General features: G+C 68.2%; 14 protein-coding genes. 3 read left to right on the forward strand and 11 right to left on the reverse strand.

The features are described from left to right. The first annotated feature begins 82 nt into the window (after positions 1–82). Complete coding sequence (locus J2848_RS16110) at positions 83–1,375, forward strand: hydroxymethylglutaryl-CoA reductase, degradative (RefSeq protein ID WP_149231765.1); 1,293 nt, start codon at positions 83–85, stop codon at positions 1,373–1,375. A 62-nt stretch (positions 1,376–1,437) separates the two neighbouring features. Next, positions 1,438–2,667, forward strand: coding sequence for an ABC transporter substrate-binding protein (locus J2848_RS16115; protein ID WP_318605033.1), 1,230 nt, complete (start codon positions 1,438–1,440; stop codon positions 2,665–2,667). A gap of 10 nt (positions 2,668–2,677) precedes the next feature. Here J2848_RS16115 and J2848_RS16120 read toward each other — a convergent pair whose 3' ends face one another. From J2848_RS16120 to J2848_RS16170, 11 genes are all read right to left on the reverse strand, one after another. Next, positions 2,678–4,432 (reverse strand): M14 family metallopeptidase, encoded by a 1,755-nt coding sequence (locus tag J2848_RS16120; protein WP_149231764.1) that lies wholly within the window; start codon positions 4,430–4,432, stop codon positions 2,678–2,680. Beyond that, entirely contained in the window at positions 4,429–5,283 is an 855-nt protein-coding gene (locus J2848_RS16125) for an ABC transporter permease (RefSeq protein ID WP_149231763.1), read from the reverse strand. Before J2848_RS16125 ends, J2848_RS16120 begins: the two co-directional genes overlap by 4 nt. A 5-nt stretch (positions 5,284–5,288) precedes the next feature. Next, a complete protein-coding gene (locus J2848_RS16130; protein ID WP_149231762.1) occupies positions 5,289–6,212 on the reverse strand; it encodes an ABC transporter permease in 924 nt (307 codons plus the stop codon). 44 nt (positions 6,213–6,256) lie between these two features. Continuing rightward, positions 6,257–7,792: an ABC transporter substrate-binding protein gene (locus J2848_RS16135; RefSeq protein ID WP_149231761.1), complete on the reverse strand. Its 1,536-nt coding sequence runs from the start codon at positions 7,790–7,792 to the stop codon at positions 6,257–6,259. Between the two features lie 50 nt (positions 7,793–7,842). Then, complete coding sequence (locus J2848_RS16140) at positions 7,843–9,708, reverse strand: ABC transporter ATP-binding protein (protein WP_211103150.1); 1,866 nt, start codon at positions 9,706–9,708, stop codon at positions 7,843–7,845. A gap of 146 nt (positions 9,709–9,854) precedes the next feature. Beyond that, a complete protein-coding gene (locus tag J2848_RS16145; RefSeq protein ID WP_149231760.1) occupies positions 9,855–10,040 on the reverse strand; it encodes a hypothetical protein in 186 nt (61 codons plus the stop codon). Further along, the gene (locus J2848_RS16150; protein WP_149231759.1) at positions 10,037–11,188 is read right to left on the reverse strand and encodes a PepSY-associated TM helix domain-containing protein; all 1,152 of its coding nucleotides are present in this window, start codon (positions 11,186–11,188) and stop codon (positions 10,037–10,039) included. The genes J2848_RS16145 and J2848_RS16150 overlap by 4 nt, the downstream gene beginning before the upstream one ends. Before the next feature lie 35 nt (positions 11,189–11,223). Continuing rightward, positions 11,224–13,692 (reverse strand): TonB-dependent receptor, encoded by a 2,469-nt coding sequence (locus J2848_RS16155; protein ID WP_246193895.1) that lies wholly within the window; start codon positions 13,690–13,692, stop codon positions 11,224–11,226. Positions 13,693–13,860: 168 nt separating this feature from the next. After that, positions 13,861–14,886, reverse strand: coding sequence for a FecR family protein (locus J2848_RS16160; protein WP_149231758.1), 1,026 nt, complete (start codon positions 14,884–14,886; stop codon positions 13,861–13,863). Positions 14,887–14,987: 101 nt separating this feature from the next. After that, the gene (locus tag J2848_RS16165; protein ID WP_149231757.1) at positions 14,988–15,512 is read right to left on the reverse strand and encodes an RNA polymerase sigma factor; all 525 of its coding nucleotides are present in this window, start codon (positions 15,510–15,512) and stop codon (positions 14,988–14,990) included. Positions 15,513–15,908: 396 nt separating this feature from the next. Beyond that, positions 15,909–16,571 (reverse strand): helix-turn-helix domain-containing protein, encoded by a 663-nt coding sequence (locus tag J2848_RS16170; protein ID WP_149231756.1) that lies wholly within the window; start codon positions 16,569–16,571, stop codon positions 15,909–15,911. Positions 16,572–16,806: 235 nt separating this feature from the next. On the opposite strand from J2848_RS16170, the gene J2848_RS16175 reads away from it, so the two are divergent. After that, a complete protein-coding gene (locus tag J2848_RS16175; RefSeq protein ID WP_149231755.1) occupies positions 16,807–18,333 on the forward strand; it encodes an amidase in 1,527 nt (508 codons plus the stop codon). Positions 18,334–18,428: the final 95 nt, after the last annotated feature.

The following is an 18,428-nucleotide window of genomic DNA, read 5'->3' on the forward strand; positions in this document are numbered from 1 at the left end:
CACCCCCATTCTCCCATCCGGTCGCGCCGCCTTGCGGCATCGGAGGGGGATGCATCCGCAAAGCGCAAGACAGGGTTCAGGAATGACTGACACCACCCGCAGTTCCCGCATTCCCGGATTCCACAAGAAATCGCCGGCGGAGCGATTGGCGCTCGTCTCGGACTTCGCCGGCCTCGATGCCGCGGCGGCGGCCCGGCTGTCGGACACCGGGAACCTGGATCTGGGCCTTGCCGACCGTCTGGTCGAGAACGTGATCGGGTCGATGAACATCCCCCTGGGGATCGCGACCAACATGAGGGTCGACGGCGAGGATGTGCTGATCCCGATGGCGACGGAGGAGTCGTCGGTCGTCGCCGCGGTCTGCAACGCGGCCCGGCAATGCTATGACGCCGGCGGCTTCACCACCTCGATGTCCGGCACGCTGATGATCGCGCAGATCCAGGCGGTCGACGTCGCCGATCCCCATGCGGCCCGCCTGCGCATCCTCGGGCGGCGCGAGGAGATCAAGGCGATCTGCGATGGCTGCGACCCGGTGCTGCTGTCCTTCGGTGGCGGCTTCCGCGACGTCGAGGTGCGTGTGCTCGACAGCCGGGGCGGCCCGATGCTGGTGACCCATCTGATCGTCGATACCCGCGACGCGATGGGCGCCAACGCCGTCAACAGCATGGCGGAGACGCTGGCCCCCCACATCGCGGCCTGGAGCGGCGGCCGGGTGTATCTGCGCATCCTGTCCAATCTGGCCGACCGCCGGCTGGCGCGGGCGCATGCGGTGTGGCCGCTGGACCAGATCGGCGGCCAGATCGGCGGCGAGGCGGTGCGCGACGGCATCGTCAGCGCCTACCACTTCGCCGCCGCCGATCCGTATCGCGCCGCCACCCACAACAAGGGGATCATGAACGGCGTCAGCGCCGTCGTGCTGGCCACCGGCAACGACACCCGCGCGGTGGAGGCCGGCGCCCATGCCTATGCCGCCCGTGGCGGCCAGTATGGCAGCCTGACCCGCTTCGAGGTGACCGCCGACGGACAGCTCAGCGGCTCCATCGAACTGCCGATGGCGGTCGGGCTGATCGGCGGCGCCACCAAGGCGCATCCGACGGCGCAGGCCTGTCTGGCGATCCTCGGCGTGACCAGCGCCGAACGTCTCGCCCGCATCATCGCCGCGGTCGGGCTGGCCCAGAACTTCTCGGCGCTGAAGGCGCTCGCGACCACCGGCATCCAGAAGGGCCACATGGCCCTGCATGCCCAGAACATCGCGATGATGGCCGGCGCGGTCGGCGACGAGATCGACCGCGTCGCCGCGGCCCTGGTGGAGCGCGGCAGCGTGCGCCAGGACGTCGCCCAGGCGGTTTTGCAGGACCTGCGCGGCGAGGCCTGACGGCAGCGGGCAAAAGACGGCGGGCAAAACCAAAAAGCATCAGAATGAATAAGGGGAGGACCATGATGAAGACCGGATACGTACTGGCCGGCATGGCCGCGGTCAGCCTTGTCGCATTGTCGATCGGCATAGCCCCGGCCTCGGCCGAGATCGCGTCCCGGCGGGTGAAGCTCGGGGTTCTGACCGACATGAGCGGCTTCGCGTCCGACAGCACCGGCCGGGGCTCGGTGGTGGCTGCGGAACTGGCGGCGGAGGATTTCGCCAGGGAACTGCCCGGCGTCACCATCGAGGTCATCCACGCCGACCACCAGAACAAGCCCGATATCGGCGCCGCCACCGCGCGCCGCTGGCTGGACCAGGAGCATGTCGACGCGATCCTGGACGTGCCCTTCTCGTCGGTGGCGCTGGCGGTGAACGAGGTGACGCGCAAGTCCAAGGCGGTCTTCATCGCATCCGGTCCGGGCACGACCGAGCTGACCGGTCCGAAATGCTCCCCCAACACCATCCAGTGGACCTACGACACCTGGGCGCTGGCCAACGGCACGGCGCGGGCGGTGACGGAGAGCGGGGGCAAGCGCTGGTTCTTCATGACCGCCGACTATGCCTTCGGCCATGCGCTGGAGCGCGACGCCTCGGCGGTGGTCAAGAGCCTGGGCGGCACCATCGTCGGCAGCGTCCGCCATCCGCCCAACGCGTCCGATTTCTCCTCCTACCTGCTGCAGGCGCAGGGCAGCGGCGCGCAGATCATCGGGCTCGCCAACGCGGTGGGCGACACCATCGGATCGGTCAAGCAGGCGACAGAGTTCGGCATCACCGGCGGCGGCCAGCGGCTGGCCGCCCTGCTGATGCAGTTGAGCGACGTCGCCGCCGTCGGATTGAAGGATGCCCAGGGGCTGTATCTGACCGAGGCCTTCTATTGGGATCTGAATCCCGGTACCCGCGCCTTCGCCGACCGCTTCGCCGCCCGGATGGACGGGCGCCGTCCCACCGGCAACCAGGCCGGCGTCTATGCCGGCGCCCTCCATTACCTGAAGGCGGTCAAGGCCGCCGACAGCACCGACGCCACCATCGTCGCTGCCAGGATGCGGGACCTGCCGACCGACGATCCCCTGTTCGGCAAGGGCAATGTCCGCGTTGACGGCCGGGCGGTCCACGACATGCTGTTCTTCGAGGTCAAGAAACCCGAGGAATCGAAGGGTCCCTGGGACTTCTACAAGCTGGTCAGGACCATCCCCGGCCCGGAGGCGTTCCGTCCGCTGTCGGAAGGCGGCTGCCCGCTGGTGCAGAAGTAGGGCGGGCCGCTCAGCTCACGATAAGCTCCTGCCAAGCCTCGTAGGCGGCGAGCACCGTCTCCATCTGCGCGGTGTGGCCCTGGATGAAGGCATCGCCGTAGATGGTTTCGTCCGGATATTCGGTGATCAGGGTTACCGGCACCGTGCTGCGTTCGTCCAGCGACGACAGGCAGGGGAAGCCGTTGATGATGCGGAACCCGGTCTCGCCGGCATGGGTTTCGTACAGCGCGATCTGGTCTGCGTTGCGGGCCGCCAGCCCAGGTATCGTGCCGAGATGCGCCGTCACCCGGTCGAGTAGGCGTTCCGCCGCCGTCTCCCAGCCCGCGTGGTGGCGCATCACCAGGAAGAAGCCCTTGGGCAGGGTCCACATGGCGAAGTTGCGCGGCACATAGCCCGACAGCGGCCGGGTCCATTCATGCGCGGGGTAGCCGTGCAGGTTCAGGTGGAGGCGGGCACCGCTCCGCCGCTCCGCCTCCAGCCGGATCGCCTTCTCATTGAGATGGGGACCGGCCTCCACCGGGTTGCGGTATTCCAGGTCGTCGCCGAGCGCGGTGTAACGCGCCGCGTGGTGCATGTGGCGCGGGTTGCCGGCCCGCAGCCGGTGATGCAGGGCGTAGCCGTCCGGATTCTCCAGGGGCGACACGGTGAAATGCGCGCCCGGACGCTGCGCCAGCCGGCTCGCGGCCCGCAGGGCGCCCACCACGCCGGTCGTCTCGTTCGCGTGCTGGCCGCCGCTGATCATCACCGCCGCGTCGCTGCCCCGCACATGGCGGGCAAGCACTTGGCGCCCGCTGCGCGTCTCCGCCTCGAACGGCTCGCCGCCGATCCGCTCCAGTCCGGCACGGATCGCCGCGTCGCCGACCGGAGCGGCGGCGCGGTCCAGCGAGGGGGCGTCCAGCGGCTCGTCGGCGGCCGTGATGGCGCCGCGCGACAGGGGACGCAGTTCCACCCGCACCTGCACCGCGCCGTCGCTCAGAGCAATATCCGGCGCGATCTGGCCCGGCTTCAGCCCGCGGTCGCCGAGCGGCCGGCCGGACTTGCGCTGGAACACCTCCAGCAGGGAGAAGTAGAAGTCCTCGTGCAAGGCCTCGCGCAGGCTGACCACCTCGTCGGCGAAGCCCAGCGGTTCGTCCGTCGCCGGAAACTCGGCGCGGATGCTCAGCTCCTCGAAATAGGGCTCGGCTCCGGTCCAGGGGTGATTGGCGATGGCCGTCATGGCGCCTTCGAAAAGCTGCTCGTAATCGGTCTCCAGCCGTTCGCCGTCGCCACCATCGCCGAGGCGCAACCAGCCGGTCGGCGACACGCTGGTCTCCCCCGCCATGTCGGTGTGGATGCGGTTGGGCGCGGCGACCCGCCGCTCCTCCCGCCGGCCATCCTTGAAAATCAGCGTCACGTCGTAATGGAACGCGCCGTCCGCCCGCGGACGGAACGCGACCTCCGCCCCCGCCAGCAGGGCGGCCAGCGGATAGGCCTCCAGCAGGAAGCGGTTCGCCGGAGCCTGCGGGTGAACCGGATAGGCGACGGTCACCGCCGCCAGATCGCGGGACTCGACCTCCTCCAGGAAGAAATGCAGCATAGGCTTGTAGGCGCTGCGGATGCAGACGGACACGCCGCGCTCCGCGAGGCGCCGTTCGCAGGCCCGGCGGCTCCGCGCGTCGTCGAAGGTCCAGGCCTCCACCAGATGGCCGCTCCGGGGGCTTCCGCTCAGCCGGGCGCACAGCCGGTCGAGCGTCCGCTCGAACGAGGCTTCGAACAGGACGGTCATCGAGACGTTCTCCCGGTGGGATCCAGGCTGTCGCGCAGCCAGTCGCCGAGCAGGTTCAGGCCCAGCACGGTCAGAAGGATGGCAAGGCCGGGGAAGACGCTGACCCACCAGGCGACCTGGAGATAGGTGCGCCCGGAGGCCAGCATGCCGCCCCAGCTTGGGATGGTCGGATCGATGCCGAGCCCGAGGAAGGTCAGGCTGCTTTCCAGCAGGATGTTGTTGGCGACGTTCAGCGTCAGCAGCACGATCACCGAGCCGATCAGGTTCGGCAGCAGATGCTGGACGATGATCCGCCAGTCCTTCACCCCGATGGCACGGGCGGACTGGATGAACTCCCGCTCGCGCAAGGCCAGGACGGAGCCGCGGACGAGGCGCGCGTACTGCACCCACTGCGACACGATCAGCAGGATGATGGTGTTGGTCAGGCTGCCGCCGACGATGGCGATGAAGGTGATCGCCAGCAGGATGAAGGGCAGCGCCAGCTGCACGTCGGCGAAGCGCATCACCACCATGTCGCAGATGCCGCGGTAATAGCCGGAGATCAGCCCCATCAGCACGCCGATCACCACCGCCCCGGCGACCGAGACGAAACCGACCAGCAGCGAGATCCTGCCGCCCGCAACCACACGGGCCAGCACGTCCCGGCCCAGGGGGTCGGTGCCCAGCGGATGTGCCGCGTTCCGGAAGGGCGGGGCCAGACGGGCCAGCAGGTCCATCTTGTCCGCACCCCCGGGGAACAGCTGGTCGGAGAAGAGCACGGCGAGGCAGATGACCAGGGTCAGCGTGGCGCCGACCAGGAATTCCAGATTGCGGAAGTGCTGTGAGCGCAGGAAGGAAAGGACGGCGGCCATGGCGGTCACGAGGTCCGGATGCGCGGATCGACCAGCCCATAGGCGATGTCGACCAGCAGGTTGACGCCGACAATCAGCAGCGACAGGACGGTGATGACGCCCTGGAGCACCGGGTAATCGCGTGCGGCCACCGCGTCGAAGGCCAGCGTGCCGAGCCCCGGCCAGTTGAAGACGCGCTCGACCACGACGATGCCGCCCAGCAGGCCGCCGAACTGCAGGCCGAAATAGGTGATCAGCGGGATGGCGCAGTTGCGCAGCGCATGCTTGTAGAGGACCTTGCCCTCGCTCAGCCCCTTGGCGCGCGCCACCATGACATACTGCGACTGCAGGGTCTCCAGCATGGCGCTGCGCACCAGCCGCACATTGGTCGCGGTCAGGATGACGCCCATGGTGACCGCCGGCAGGATGAAGTTCGCGGGGCCCTCCATCCCGCTCGGCGGCAGCCAGCCCAGCGTGATGGCGAACAGCAGCACCAGCATCGTCGCCAGCCAGAAGTTGGGCACCGACAGGCCGACCAGCGACAGGATGCGGATCGCCTGATCGGCGACCCCGCCCCGCGCCGTCGCCGCCCGGATGCCGAGCGGGATCGACAGGGCGATGGAAATGGCCATCGACACCAGCGCCAGCAGCAGCGTGGCCGGCAGCGCGTCGGTAATCAGCCGCGACACCGGCGTACCGCCGAGGAAGCTGTTGCCGAAGTCGAACCGCAGCAGTCCGGCCAGGAAGCCGCCATACTGGACGAGGAAGGGCCGGTTGACCCCCAGCGCCTCGCGGATGCGCTCCAGATCCTGTTCGGTGATGCTGCCCGCCCCTTGCGTGAGCATGAGGGCCGGGTCACCCGTCAGGCGGATCGCGATGGAGACGACCAGCGTCACCACGATCATGACGAAGACCGCCTGGATCAGGCGCTTGAGAAGGAAACCGGCCAAGACATGCCATCCTGAAAAAACGGGCCTGAAGAACGGATGCGCGGTCAGTCCACCGTCACCTCGGTCAGCTTCGGACGGTTGTCCGAGGCCGGCGGGAAGTTCTTCACCCGCTTGGCGACGCCGTAGATGGCGTTGGAATTGTAGAGCGGCATCTCCAGCGCCTTGTCGGCGACGGTGTGCGCGATCTGCTTCAGGATGCGCTCGCGCTCCGTCCCGTCGGTGATCGCGCGCTGCGATTCCAGCAGCTTGTCCAGATCAGGGTCCTGCTCGTACGGGTTCCACTTTTCGCCGGAATGGTACATGGCGTAGGCGGTGTTGTCGTAGTCGAAGGTCCAGCCGCCCCATTTCTGCTGGAACATCGCACCGGTCTTGCCCTGCGGGATGACGTCGTTCAGCAGCACGTTGGTCTCGTACGGCTTGATCGTCGCGACGACGCCGACGGCGCCCAGATAGGCGGCGACGGCCTGGGCCACCTCGTTCATCGTGGCGTCGTTGCCGCGGATGTCGATCTGCACCGTGGCGCCCGGCTTCACGCCGGCCTGGGCCAGCAGGGCCTGCGCGCCCTTCGGGTCATAGGGCAGCGGCTTCAGCGCCGGGTCGTAGCCGAAGGACAGCTCGCCCTGGAAGCTGGCGATCTGCGAGGCCTGGCCGGCCAGGATCGACGAGACGATGGCCGCGCGGTCCACCGCCATCGTCAGCGCCTTGCGCACCCGCGGATCGGCGGTGATGCCGCTCTTGGTGTTGAAGCGCAGGGCGTCCACCGTCGGCCCCGGAACGCTCAGCAGCGTCAGCTTCGGGTCGGCCTGGATCACCGGGACCATGCCGATGGGAATGGTCGGCGGCAGCACGACATCGACGCGGCCGGCCTGAAGCTCGGCGACGGCGGTCGCCGGCTCGGTGATGAAGCGGTATTCGACCTCCGACAGCTTCGGCGCGCCGCCCCAGTAGTTGGGATTGGCCTCCAGCCTGATGCCGGTCTTGGGGGCGTAGGAGACGAACTTGAACGGTCCGGTGCCGACCGGGTTGACGTTGAAGAAGGCGTCGCCCTTTTCCTTGATGTAGTTCGGCGGCACGATCATCGCACCGTAGCCGGCCAGCTTGGTCAGCAGGACCGGGTCGGGTGCCTTCAGCTTGAGATCGACGGTGGTGTCGTCGATGACCTCGACGCTGTCGATGGCGGTGTAGTTGGAGCGCTGCGGCCCCTTCGCCCCTTCCTCGCCCAGCAGCCGGTCGAAGGTGAACTTCACGGCGGCGGCGTTGAACGGCTCGCCGTTGTGGAAGGTCACGCCACTGCGCAGCTTGAAGCGGATGCGCTTGCCGCCGTCCATCTCGGTCCAGGATTCGGCCAGCCCGGGCACCAGCTTGCGGTCCGGGCCGCGGTAGGTCAGCCCGTCGAAGATGTTGGTGCCGACCGAGGCCCAGTTGACCAGGAAGGTGTCGATCGGGTCCCAGCTTCCGGGATCCTGCGGCGACGAGATCGTCAGCTTCCCGGCGGCCTCCGCGGGCGTCGCCATGAAGGCCGTCCCCGCCAGCAGCGCCGCCATGAACGCGGCCTTGAATCCCCTGACTCCCAATGCCATGACGCCTGTTCCTTGATCGATGGTTGTTGTTGGTTGACGAGGGCGCCGGGTCATGCGCTCCGGCGGACGAAATGCCCCGGCTGCACCTCTTCCAGCGGCAGGACCGCGGGATCGTCGCCGACGGCGCGGACCGGGCTCGGGATCTCGCCGTCCAGCAGGGCGCGGCGGCTCCGCCGCGACGGGTCGGCGACCGGGACCGCGGACAGCAGGCGGCGCGTGTAGTCGTGCGCCGGGCTTTCGAAGATCTGCCGCCGGCTTCCCATTTCCATGATCTGGCCGAGGAAAAGGACGGCGACCCGGTGGCTCATCTTCTCCACCACCGCCATGTCGTGGCTGATGAAGAGATAGGCGAGGCCGCGTTCGGCCTGGAGATCCATGAACAGGTTGATGACCTGCGCCTGGATCGACACGTCGAGCGCCGACAGCGCCTCGTCGGCGATGATCAGCTTGGGGTCGGAGGCGAGCGCGCGGGCGATGCAGACGCGCTGGCGCTGGCCGCCGGAGAATTCATGCGGGTAGCGGGCCGCATGGGCGGGGGCGAGCCCGACCCGCTCCAGCAGCCCGTCCACCCGTTTGCGGATCTCGCGCTCGCCGTCGAGCAGGCCATGGGTGCGGATCGGCTCCGCGATCGAGAAGCCGACCGTCTTGCGCGGATCCAGCGACGCGAAGGGATCCTGGAAGATGTACTGGACGTCGCGCCGCAGCCGGTTGCGGTCCGCCGCCCCCATCTCCGACAGGGGGCGGCCGCGGAACGAGATGCGGCCCGAGGTCGCGTCCTGCAACTGCTGGATGGTGCGCCCGATCGTCGATTTGCCGGAGCCGGACTCGCCGACCAGCGCCAGCGTTTCGCCCGGATGGATGTCGAAGGAGACCTGCGTCACCGCATGGACCTGATGCGTCGCGCGGCCGAGCCAGTTGGTCCTGGACTTGAACCGGACGGACAGGTCGCGGACCGACAGGAGGGGCGGGGCGCCGTAGTCGGCGGTGTCCTGCACCCGGGCCTCGCCCATGGTGGTGACATGGTCGCCGTCGAGAACGGTCAAGGGCAGGCGGCGGGGATGATCCTGCCCCGCCATGGCGCCCAGCCGCGGCACCGCGGCCAGCAGGGCGCGGGTGTAGGGCTGGCGTGGGGCGGCGAAGAGGTCGGCGGCGCGGCCCTCCTCGACCTTGCGGCCCTTCCACAGGACGACGACATCGTCCGCCATCTCGGCCACCACGCCCATGTCGTGGGTGATGAACATCATCGCCATGCCGAGTTCGGCCTGGAGGTCGCGCATGATGGTCAGGATCTGCGCCTGGATCGTCACGTCGAGCGCGGTCGTCGGCTCGTCCGCGATCAGCAGCCGGGGCCGGCAGGCCAGCGCCATGGCGATCATCACCCGCTGGCGCATGCCGCCCGAGAGCTGGTGCGGGTAGCGCTTGAGGATCTGGGCGGCGTCCGGCAGGCGGACCATGTCGAGCAGCCGCCGGGCCTCCTCCGCCGCCGCGGCCTTGGCCATGCCTTCATGCAGGACCAGCGTCTCGCCGATCTGGTCGCCGATGGTGAAGACGGGGTTCAGCGAGGTCATCGGCTCCTGGAAGATCATGGCGATCTCCTTGCCGCGGATCGCCCGCATCTCCTTCTGCGTGGCCGTCAGCAGGTCGCGCGGCCCCCGGCTGCCCTCGAACAGGATGCGGCCGGCGGGATAGTGCGCGCCCACCATGTCGGCGAGCCGCATCACCGACAGCGACGTCACCGACTTGCCCGACCCTGATTCGCCGACGATCGCGAGCGTCCGGCCGGGATGAACACGGAAGCTGAGATCCTCGATGACGCGTTGTCCGCCGAACGCGACGGACAGGTTCTCGACGCTGAGCAGAGGTGGCATGGCTGGCGGTGTGGGAGCCGACGAGGCGTTCCGGGTGGATGACTGCATCGGGCGCGGAACCTTGCTGTCCCTATTGTCAAGGGGTTGAGGTTTCCCGGATTCACCAGTCCCGTCAATGTATTATTTCGGATCGATAACGGCACCGGATGTTATGATTCGGCCCTGCCGGCCCTGCGGAATCGGCGGGGCACGCTTCAGCGCTCGCGTTTCCGCCAGGCCCAGACCGCAGCCAGCACGGGGACCGACAGCGCCGCCCAGGACACGGCGTCCACCAGTCCGTCATCCAGCAGGGCGGTCATCAGCCCGGCGGCGGTGACGAACGCGATTGCCAGGGGAATGCCGAAGATCGCCAGCAGGGGGAGGGGAGTGCGCGGCTTCATTCCGCAGCCTCTCCAACGGCGGCGCGCAGGTTGGCGGAGCCGGCCGCGGCGTGGTCCTGCACGCTGCGGCGGCGGGCGAGCCACAGATACAGGCCGCTGCCGAGGATGATGATGGTCAGCAGGTCCAGCACCGCCCACAGGATCTTCATCGGCAGCCCGCCATAGTCGCCGAAATGCAGCGGCTGCGACAGCCGCAGCGCCAGCATGTACCAGGGCATGGAGCGCATGTCGGTGAAGGCCCCGGTCTCCGCGTCAATCAGGGCGGGGGTCAGGATCCGGTTGGTGGCCGGCGTGGCTCCCTTCAGCCACACCGCGTAATGGTGGTTGCTGGAAAAGCGCACGCCGGGGAAGGCGATGAATTGCGGGCGCATGCCGGGAGCGGCCTCCATGGCGGTGCGGACGGCGGCGTCGACCGAGGCGAAACGCTCCGGAACCGGCTTGCCCTCGTAGGGGGCGATCATCGCCGCCAGCTCGTTGGCGCGCCAATAGGCGACCAGCGGCACCGACAGGGTATTGATGACACCGGTCAATCCGACCACCACCACCCACATCAGCGTGACGATGCCCAGCATGTTGTGCAGGTCGAGCCATTTCAGCCGCCTGCTGCGTCCGGCCCGCACCGTGCCGAAGGACAGCTTGCGCATGAAGGGGGCATAGATCACCACGCCCGACAGGGTGGCGATGAACAGCAGGAACCCCATGAAGCCGAGGAAAAGCTCGCCGGGGAGCCCTGCGAACATGTCCACATGCAGGCGCAGCATCACATGCATGAAGCCCTTGTCGTCGTTCAGGTCCGCCAGGATCCGCGTGCTGCGGAGGTCGATGGCGGAGATGTGCATCTGCGACACCGGCGGGCGGGCGCCCGGACCGGTCGTGACGTTCACCACCGGCCGGTCCTCGTCGAAGCTGAGGAACAGCGGACGCTCGCCGGGGTAGGTGGCCAGCGCCGTGGCCACCGCCTCGTCCAGCGACTTCAACGGCGTTTCGGCCGGCATGGGCGGCAGGGTGTCTTCCGCCGTCAGCGCCTCGATCTCGTCATGGAAGATCAGCGGCAGGCCGGTCAGGCACAGCAGCAGCATGAAGAGCGTGCAGATCAGGCTGGTCCATTTGTGGATCAGCGTCCAGACCCGGATGGTTCGGTTGGTCATCGGGCACTCCTCATGCCGCCGTCATGGCTCCGCCTTTAGAAATCCACCGACACCGACAGCTTCGCCGTCAGCGGGGCGCCCTGGGTCAGGTAACCGCCATAGGCGGACGCCCAGTAAGCCTTGTCGGCGACGTTCTCCACCGCCGCCCGGACGGTGACCGGACGGTTCTGGATGTCGGCGATCATCCGTGCCCCGACGTCGAAGCGGGTCCAGCTCGGGATCTTCAGCGTGTTGGCGGTGTTGAGATACTGCGCTCCGGTGTGGATCACGCGCCCGGTCAGCGTCACGGTCGGGAAGGAGGCGGGGAGGAAGGGCAGGTCCCATTCGACGTTGGCGTTGAACTGGTGGCGCGGCACGCCGACCGCGTCCTTGCCCTCGGTCGCGGCGCTGCCGGTGTTGGTCAGCTCCGGATCGATGAAGGTGGCGCCGCCCAGCAGGCGGACGCCCTGCACCGGTTCGCCATACAGCATCAGCTCGATGCCGCGGTTGCGCTGTTCGCCGGACACGCTGTAGACGCGGCTGAACGCGTCGGTGACGCCGCTGGGCTGGGTGGTCTGGAACAGCGACAGCGAGCCGCCGAAGCTGCCGAAATCCAGCTTGCCGCCGACCTCGTACTGGACCGAACGGTAGGGCTCGAAGATTTCTCCGGCATTGACCGCGGTGGACGGGGCGGTCGGCCCCTGCGCCAGCCCCTCGATCCGGTTGGCGTAGAGCGACAGCTCCTTGACCGGCTTGACCACCAGCCCGACCACCGGCGTCAGTGCCGACTGGTCGTAATCGGAGGTGCGGGCGCCGTTGGCCCGGTTGTAGCCGCGGACCTGGATGTTCTGCTGGCGCAGGCCGGCGGTGACCATCACCCGGTCGTCCAGGATCGACAGCGTGTCCGACGCATAGACGCTGCGCAGCACCGACTCGCTGACCTTCGGCAGATCGCCGGACATGCCGCTGGACGAGGTCGTCGCCGAGCGCGGCAGGCCGACCATGTGATAGAGGTTGATGGCGGTGGTCGTACCGAATTCGAAACCGTTGTTGTTGGTCGTCCGCAGCGCCGAGGCGCCGGCATTCAGCTGGTGCCTGACCGGGCCGGTGTGCAGGTCGGCCCGGATGCCGGCCTGACCGGTGCTGGTGAAATCCTCGCGCGGCACGGTCAGGCGCCTGACCGTGCCGGTGCCGTCGACCCGCGTGATGGTGGGGGAGGCATAGTCGCCGTCCTCGCGCATGCTGCGCATGCCGAAGGCGCCATAGGCGGTCAGGTTGGGCAGGATGTCGTATTCGGCGCGGATCTGGCCGAAGGTGTCGCGCATCTGCGAATAGGACCAGGGCTGCGCATAGTTCTGCGCGGCCGACGGCACCGCCGGGACGAAGCTGCCGAAATAGACCACCGGGCGGCCCTGTTCCACCCGCTGGGTCTGGGTGCCGACGTCGAGCGTCACGCGGGCGCGCTCGCCGCGGTAATCCAGCGCCAGGGAGCCGAGCTTCAGCGTCCGCTCCTCGTCGTCGACGGCGGTGTCGCCGCCGCGGACCGCGGCGTTGACGCGGACGCCGAACTGGTTGGCGTCGCCGAACCGGCGGCCGACATCGGCGGACAGGCCGAACCGGCTGTCCATGGCGTAGCTGGCGGTCAGCCGGGTCAGCGGTTCATCCTCCGCCCGCTTGGGCACGAGATTCACGCCGCCGCCGATGCCGGACCCGCTGGGGGCGGCACCGTTCAGGAAGGCGTTGGCACCCTTCAGCACCTCCACCCGTTCGAACATGTCGGTGGCGACGATCTGGCGCGGAGCGGTGCCGTAGAGCCCGTCGACCGACAGATCCTCGCCCGTCAGCTGGAAGCCGCGGATGACGAAGCTCTCCGCGAAATTGCCGTAGCCGAGACTGCTGCGCACCGCCGGGTCGTTGGCCAGGACGTCGGCGATGGTCTCCGCCTGCTGGTTGCGGATGGTCTCGGCGGTATAGCCGGTGACGGTGAAGGGCACGTCCATCGCGTCCTGGTTGCCCAGCGCGCCGATGCGCCCGCCGCGTGCCACCTGACCACCGGCATAGGCCGGGGGCAGGACGCCGGGGCCGGTCGCGGCGCGGTTGCCTTCGATCTGCACCGGATCGAGCTGGACGGCGCCGCCGGCGGCCACCCGTTCGACCGTGACGGTTTCGGTGTTGAGGAAGCGGGCGACCAGCCCGGTGCCGGACAGCAGACGGTTCAGCCCCTCGCGCGCGGTCATCGATCCGCTGACGCCGGGAGAATCGACGCCCTGGGTCATCGCGCCGGGGGTCAGCACCTGGATGCGGGTGGCGGCGGAGAAGGCGGCAAGCGCCCCGTCGACGGATTGCGGTGCGATGGCGAAGCTCACGGCGCCGGCCGGGTTCGTCTGCGCCATCGCTGCCGGGACGCCGGACAGCAGAAGCTCCGGCGCGATCAGCACCGTCGTCGCCAGAAGCCGCCCGAGGAACATGCGGCCGAACAGACCGCCATGGACGCCGCCCCGGCGCCCGACTGCTACGCCTGTCATTCCCATCTTTGCCAATGCCATCGCTCGCCTCAGTCATCCGGTGAGAGACGCGCCGCTTTCTGCGACTGCGTCTCATTCTCTTCTTTCCCGGAGATGACGATGGGACGGCGGAGATCCCTGGGAAGTTTTTTCAGGGCGGTCGCATTTTTCTAGATCCTGGGCATTCTTTCAGCGGAGCAGGGTCAGATAGGGAGTGATGCGGGTGGCGCGCACGCCGAGGCCGCGCTCCAGCGCATCGAACACGGCCTCCGGCCGGTCGAGCGCGAAGACGCCGGAGACCACGCGCTCGGCCGCCTCGTCGTTCAACAGGACAACGCGGCCCGGCCATTGCCGGTTCAGCGCGGTGATGACGGAGGCCAGCGACTGCTGGCGGAAGACGATCTGCCCCTGGCGCCATGCGAAGGCGACGGCGGGATCGGCTGCCCGTGGCCCGGTCAGGCCGAGCGGGCCGGCCTCCGCGCTTTCGCCGGGGCGCAGGCGGACGCTGTCGGGCCAGGGGGCGTGGCTGTCGGTGCCGGGATGGGCGGAGACCTCCACCAGCCCTTCGCCGACGGTGACGACCGTGCGGTCGTCCTCGCGCCGGACGCTGAACTGGGTGCCCAGCACACGGGCGGCGCCAGTTCCCCCATCGACGACGAAGGGCTGGTCGGGATCGCGCGTGACGTGGAACCACGCCTCTCCGCGCAGGATCCGGACATGCCGCTCACCATTCCGGAAATCGAGAGCCAGCGCGGTGTCGCCGTTCATCTCGGCGGCCGAGCCATCCGGCAACGTCAAGGTCCGGCGCTGTCCGGTCGAGGTCACCTGATCCGCAATGGCGTTCTGGTAGAGCGTCGGTCCGCGCCAGACGCCAAGCGCGCCGACCACCAGCAGGATCGCCGTCGCCGCAGCGAAGCGCCGGGCACCGGCCGCTGCCCGGCGGCGGGGAGACGCAATGCGGGACCCGGCATAGGCGGCGCGGGCAGGTTCCTTCAGGTCGTGCAGGAGGGTCCGCAGGTCGCTCCAGGCGCGGGCATGAGCCGGGCTCCGGTTCAGCCACTCGGTGAAAGCGACACGCTCCGCCGGGCCGAGGTCATCGGACTGCAGGCGGAAGAACCACGTGTTGGCTTCCGAGAACAGCCGGTCCTCCTCAGGTCCGCCATCCGCCGGCTCACCGTCTGCCGGGCCCCTGTGCCGTTCATCCCGATGATCCATCGCGTCTTGCCGCAAGCTCCTGTTGCCTCGTGTTTGGTAAGACGACCAGCGGAGGCCGATCCCTCAAAGAAAATGACCTGTCGGGAAATGGGCTCTGCCGATCACCGGAGCGGACGCCGCTTCATGTGCGCACGGCATTGTTCGATGGCCGTGCGCAGATGGTACTCCACCGTACGCGGGGAAATGCCCAGCCGTTCGCCGATGGCGCGGTAGGGCAGGCCTTCGACATGGTAGAGCAGGAAGACCTCGCGGGTCTTGGGCGGCAGGGCGTCGATGGCACCGCGCAGCCGGGCCATGGTCTGGGTCCGCTCCACCACCGCGTCGGCGCCGGGGGCGCCGGCAGGCAGGTCCTCCGCGGGCGGACCGGCCTCGCGCTGGCGCTGGCGCCGGGCTGCCCGGCAATGGTCCAGCGCGATCCGGTCGGCCACCACATAGAGCAGACCGGCCGGGTTCTGCACCGCCTCGCCGTCGGGCAGGCGGGCCAGTCGCAGGAAGGCGTCCTGCGCCAGATCGCCCGCCGTCTGCGGATCGCCGGTTCGCCGGGCGATGGCACGCTCCAGCCGCAGCCGATGGGCATCGAACAGCTCCGCGATCCTGCGCGCCCAGGTGCCGACAGGGCCGGTCATCGGGCACGCCAGGAACGGAGGTCATCGGGCAGGGCAGGGCAGGAGGTATCGGTCACGGAGGGGGGAACTGCCGGATGCAAGGGAACCGGCACCCGTGGGGACATCGCCCGGGACGCCGGTCACACCGGTATAGCCGCACTGAGCTTAGAATGCGAACCATTCTTATTATCGCAGGATGTTCGTCTGCTCGATGATTCCGATGCCGCCGGTCTGGCCGCGCTTCCTCAAATCGGAAGAAGCGTCATATTCCTGCCAGCCCAGCTTTCGGTGCGGCAATAGAGATCAACGAAGACGCATTGCTGGCAGCAAGATGTTGCGAGGAACTGACATTCTGACATTGCGCTTACAAAGCTGAAGCGCATAATTTTGATTATGGAAATATGGCTCGCCGCGAGGTCAGGCGTCCACGGATCGCGTCTCGGCCTCGGAAATGGAGCGCAGTTTCTGGTAAAGATCAGGTTCTTCGCTGGTGCAGACGCAGATGGCGCGGGCCGGTTCCTCGCCGGCGTTCAGATAGGCGTGGCCCATGCTGCTGTCGAGATAGATGCCATCCCCCACCTCCAGGACCGCCGGCTCATAGAATTCGGTATGGACGGCGACGCGGCCGGACGTGACATAGAAATACTCTTCTCCGGCGTGCCGCAGGAGCGCTCCGAACTCCTCCAGCGTGCGCGCCCTGATCTCGGCCAGGATCGGCACCATCTGCTTTCCCACCAGATCGGTGCATTGATACCGGTAGGAATAGAATGTCGTGTCCACCAGATGCCCCTGTCCGGCCCGGCTGATGCTGCGACGGGCGGTGATGACCTCCCGGCGCTCCGGCCGCGAGCCGGCCGGTTCGAACAGCTCGGCGATCTCGATCTTCAGTCCGGCGGTCAGCTGCAGCAGCTTGTCGTAGGTCAGCGACATCTGGCCGTTTTCCACCTTCGACAAGGTCGACAGGGCCATTCCGGTACGTTCCGCCACCTGCTTCAATGTCAAGCCGCGCGCCCGGCGGGCTGCCTTCAGGCAAACGCCCAGCCGCGACGTGGTGTTGGCCAACTCATCGTGATCCTGCATCGCCCTTCCCGTTTCCCTGCCGCCGGTGCTGCCAATTTTCCAGGCAGGCTTTATTGCATGCGCTAAACAATTTTCATGGACCGTTTCGGCTACCCGGCCGCCGAGATCCTTTTCTGCCATATGTTTGCGCAATGCAGCAAGACAAGCGCCTATTTGCTGACCATATAAACTATTTGACCGATACGCTAAATCCTGTGACGATGCGTCAAATTGAAGCCGGACGGATGTCACCGCCATGCCCGATTTGCCCAAACCCGATCTGTCCGCGGCCAGCGTTGCCGATCTCTCCCTGCTGGAGATGCGCCGCCGGATCGCCGGGAAAAGCCTGTCGCCGGTCGAACTGCTGGAAGCCTGCCTTGCCCGGATTGATCTCGTCAATCCGGCCGTGAACGCCGTCGTAGCCCTCGACGTCGATAATGCCCGGAAGGCTGCGGAACAGGCCGAGGCGGCGATCCGGCGCGGTGACAGTGTCGGGCCACTGCATGGAATCCCGCTTCTCGTCAAGGACACGCAGGACACCGCCGGGCTCCGCACCACCTATGGGAGTCCGCTCTTCGCAAACCATGTGCCGGCCGCCGACCAGGGATCGGTCGCCCGGCTGCGTGCCGCCGGCGCGATCATCTTCGGCAAGACCAACACGCCGGAATGGGCGGCGGGTGGCAACACCCGGAACCCGGTCTACGGCGCGACCGGCAACCCGTTCGACCCGTCGCGCTCGGCAGCCGGATCGTCGGGCGGATCGGCGGTGGCGCTCGCCTGCGGAATGGCGCCGCTGGCCACCGGATCGGACACCGGCGGCAGCCTGCGCAATCCCGCGGGATATGCCGGGATCGTCGGAATGCGCCCTTCCTATGGCCTGGTCGCCAGCGAACGGCGCGCCATCGGCTGGTCGAACCTGTCGACCGACGGCCCGATGGCCCGCAACGTAGCTGATCTGGCATTGATGCTGTCCGTCATGGCCAGCGACGACAGCCGCGACCCGCTCGCCTACAGCCTGCCGGATGAAGCGGTCCGCAGCCGGGCCGAGCGCTGGTTCCCGACACCCGCTGCCGACCTGTCCCGGATGCGCATCGCCGTGACCGAGGATTTCGGCTTCGCCCCGACAGCGCAGGACATCCGCCGCAGCTTCCGCGACCGGGTCAGCCACATCGCGCCGCTTGCCGGCGCCTGCGTGGAGGCGACGCCGGACTGCACGGGCGCCGACGATGCCTTCGCGGTGCTGCGCGCCTCGGTGTTCCTGGCGATGCATGCCCGGACCTTCCGCGAACGCCCCGACATGCTCGGCCCCAATGTCCGCGCCAACATCGAGGAAGGGCTGGGTTACAGCCTGGAGGACTACACCCGCGCCGCGACGACCCAGACGCGGATCTACCGGTCCTTCCAGTCCTTCTTCGAGACGCACGACCTGCTGATCAGCCCGACCATCACCCTCAGCCCGCGCCCCTGGAGCGAACTCTACCCACGGGAGATCGACGGCCAGCCGACCCGCTCCTATTTCCACTGGCTGGCCCTGGCCTACGGCGTGACGCTGGCCGGCCATCCGGCACTGAGCCTGCCGGTCGGGCTGGATGAATCCGGAATGCCCTTCGGGCTGCAGATCGTCGGCCCGCGCGGCGGCGACGCGCTGGTGCTTTCCGCGGCCGCCGCGCTGGAAGCGGCCTTCGCCGACGATCCGGCCCTGTGCCGGCCGGTGCCGGATCTGGGGAAGCTGGCCGCGGCGAAGCCCCTGTCCGAGACCCCCGGCTTCCGCGCCTGGGACTGAGCGGCTCTTCAGCCGAACCTTCGTTCCGACGTCGATCGACGACCCGGCTGCCGGCAACCCGCCGCGCTGCAACACCCTGTCCTTGCCCCCGCTTT

The organism is Azospirillum lipoferum, assembly GCF_024170005.1.
Lineage (GTDB): Bacteria > Pseudomonadota > Alphaproteobacteria > Azospirillales > Azospirillaceae > Azospirillum > Azospirillum lipoferum.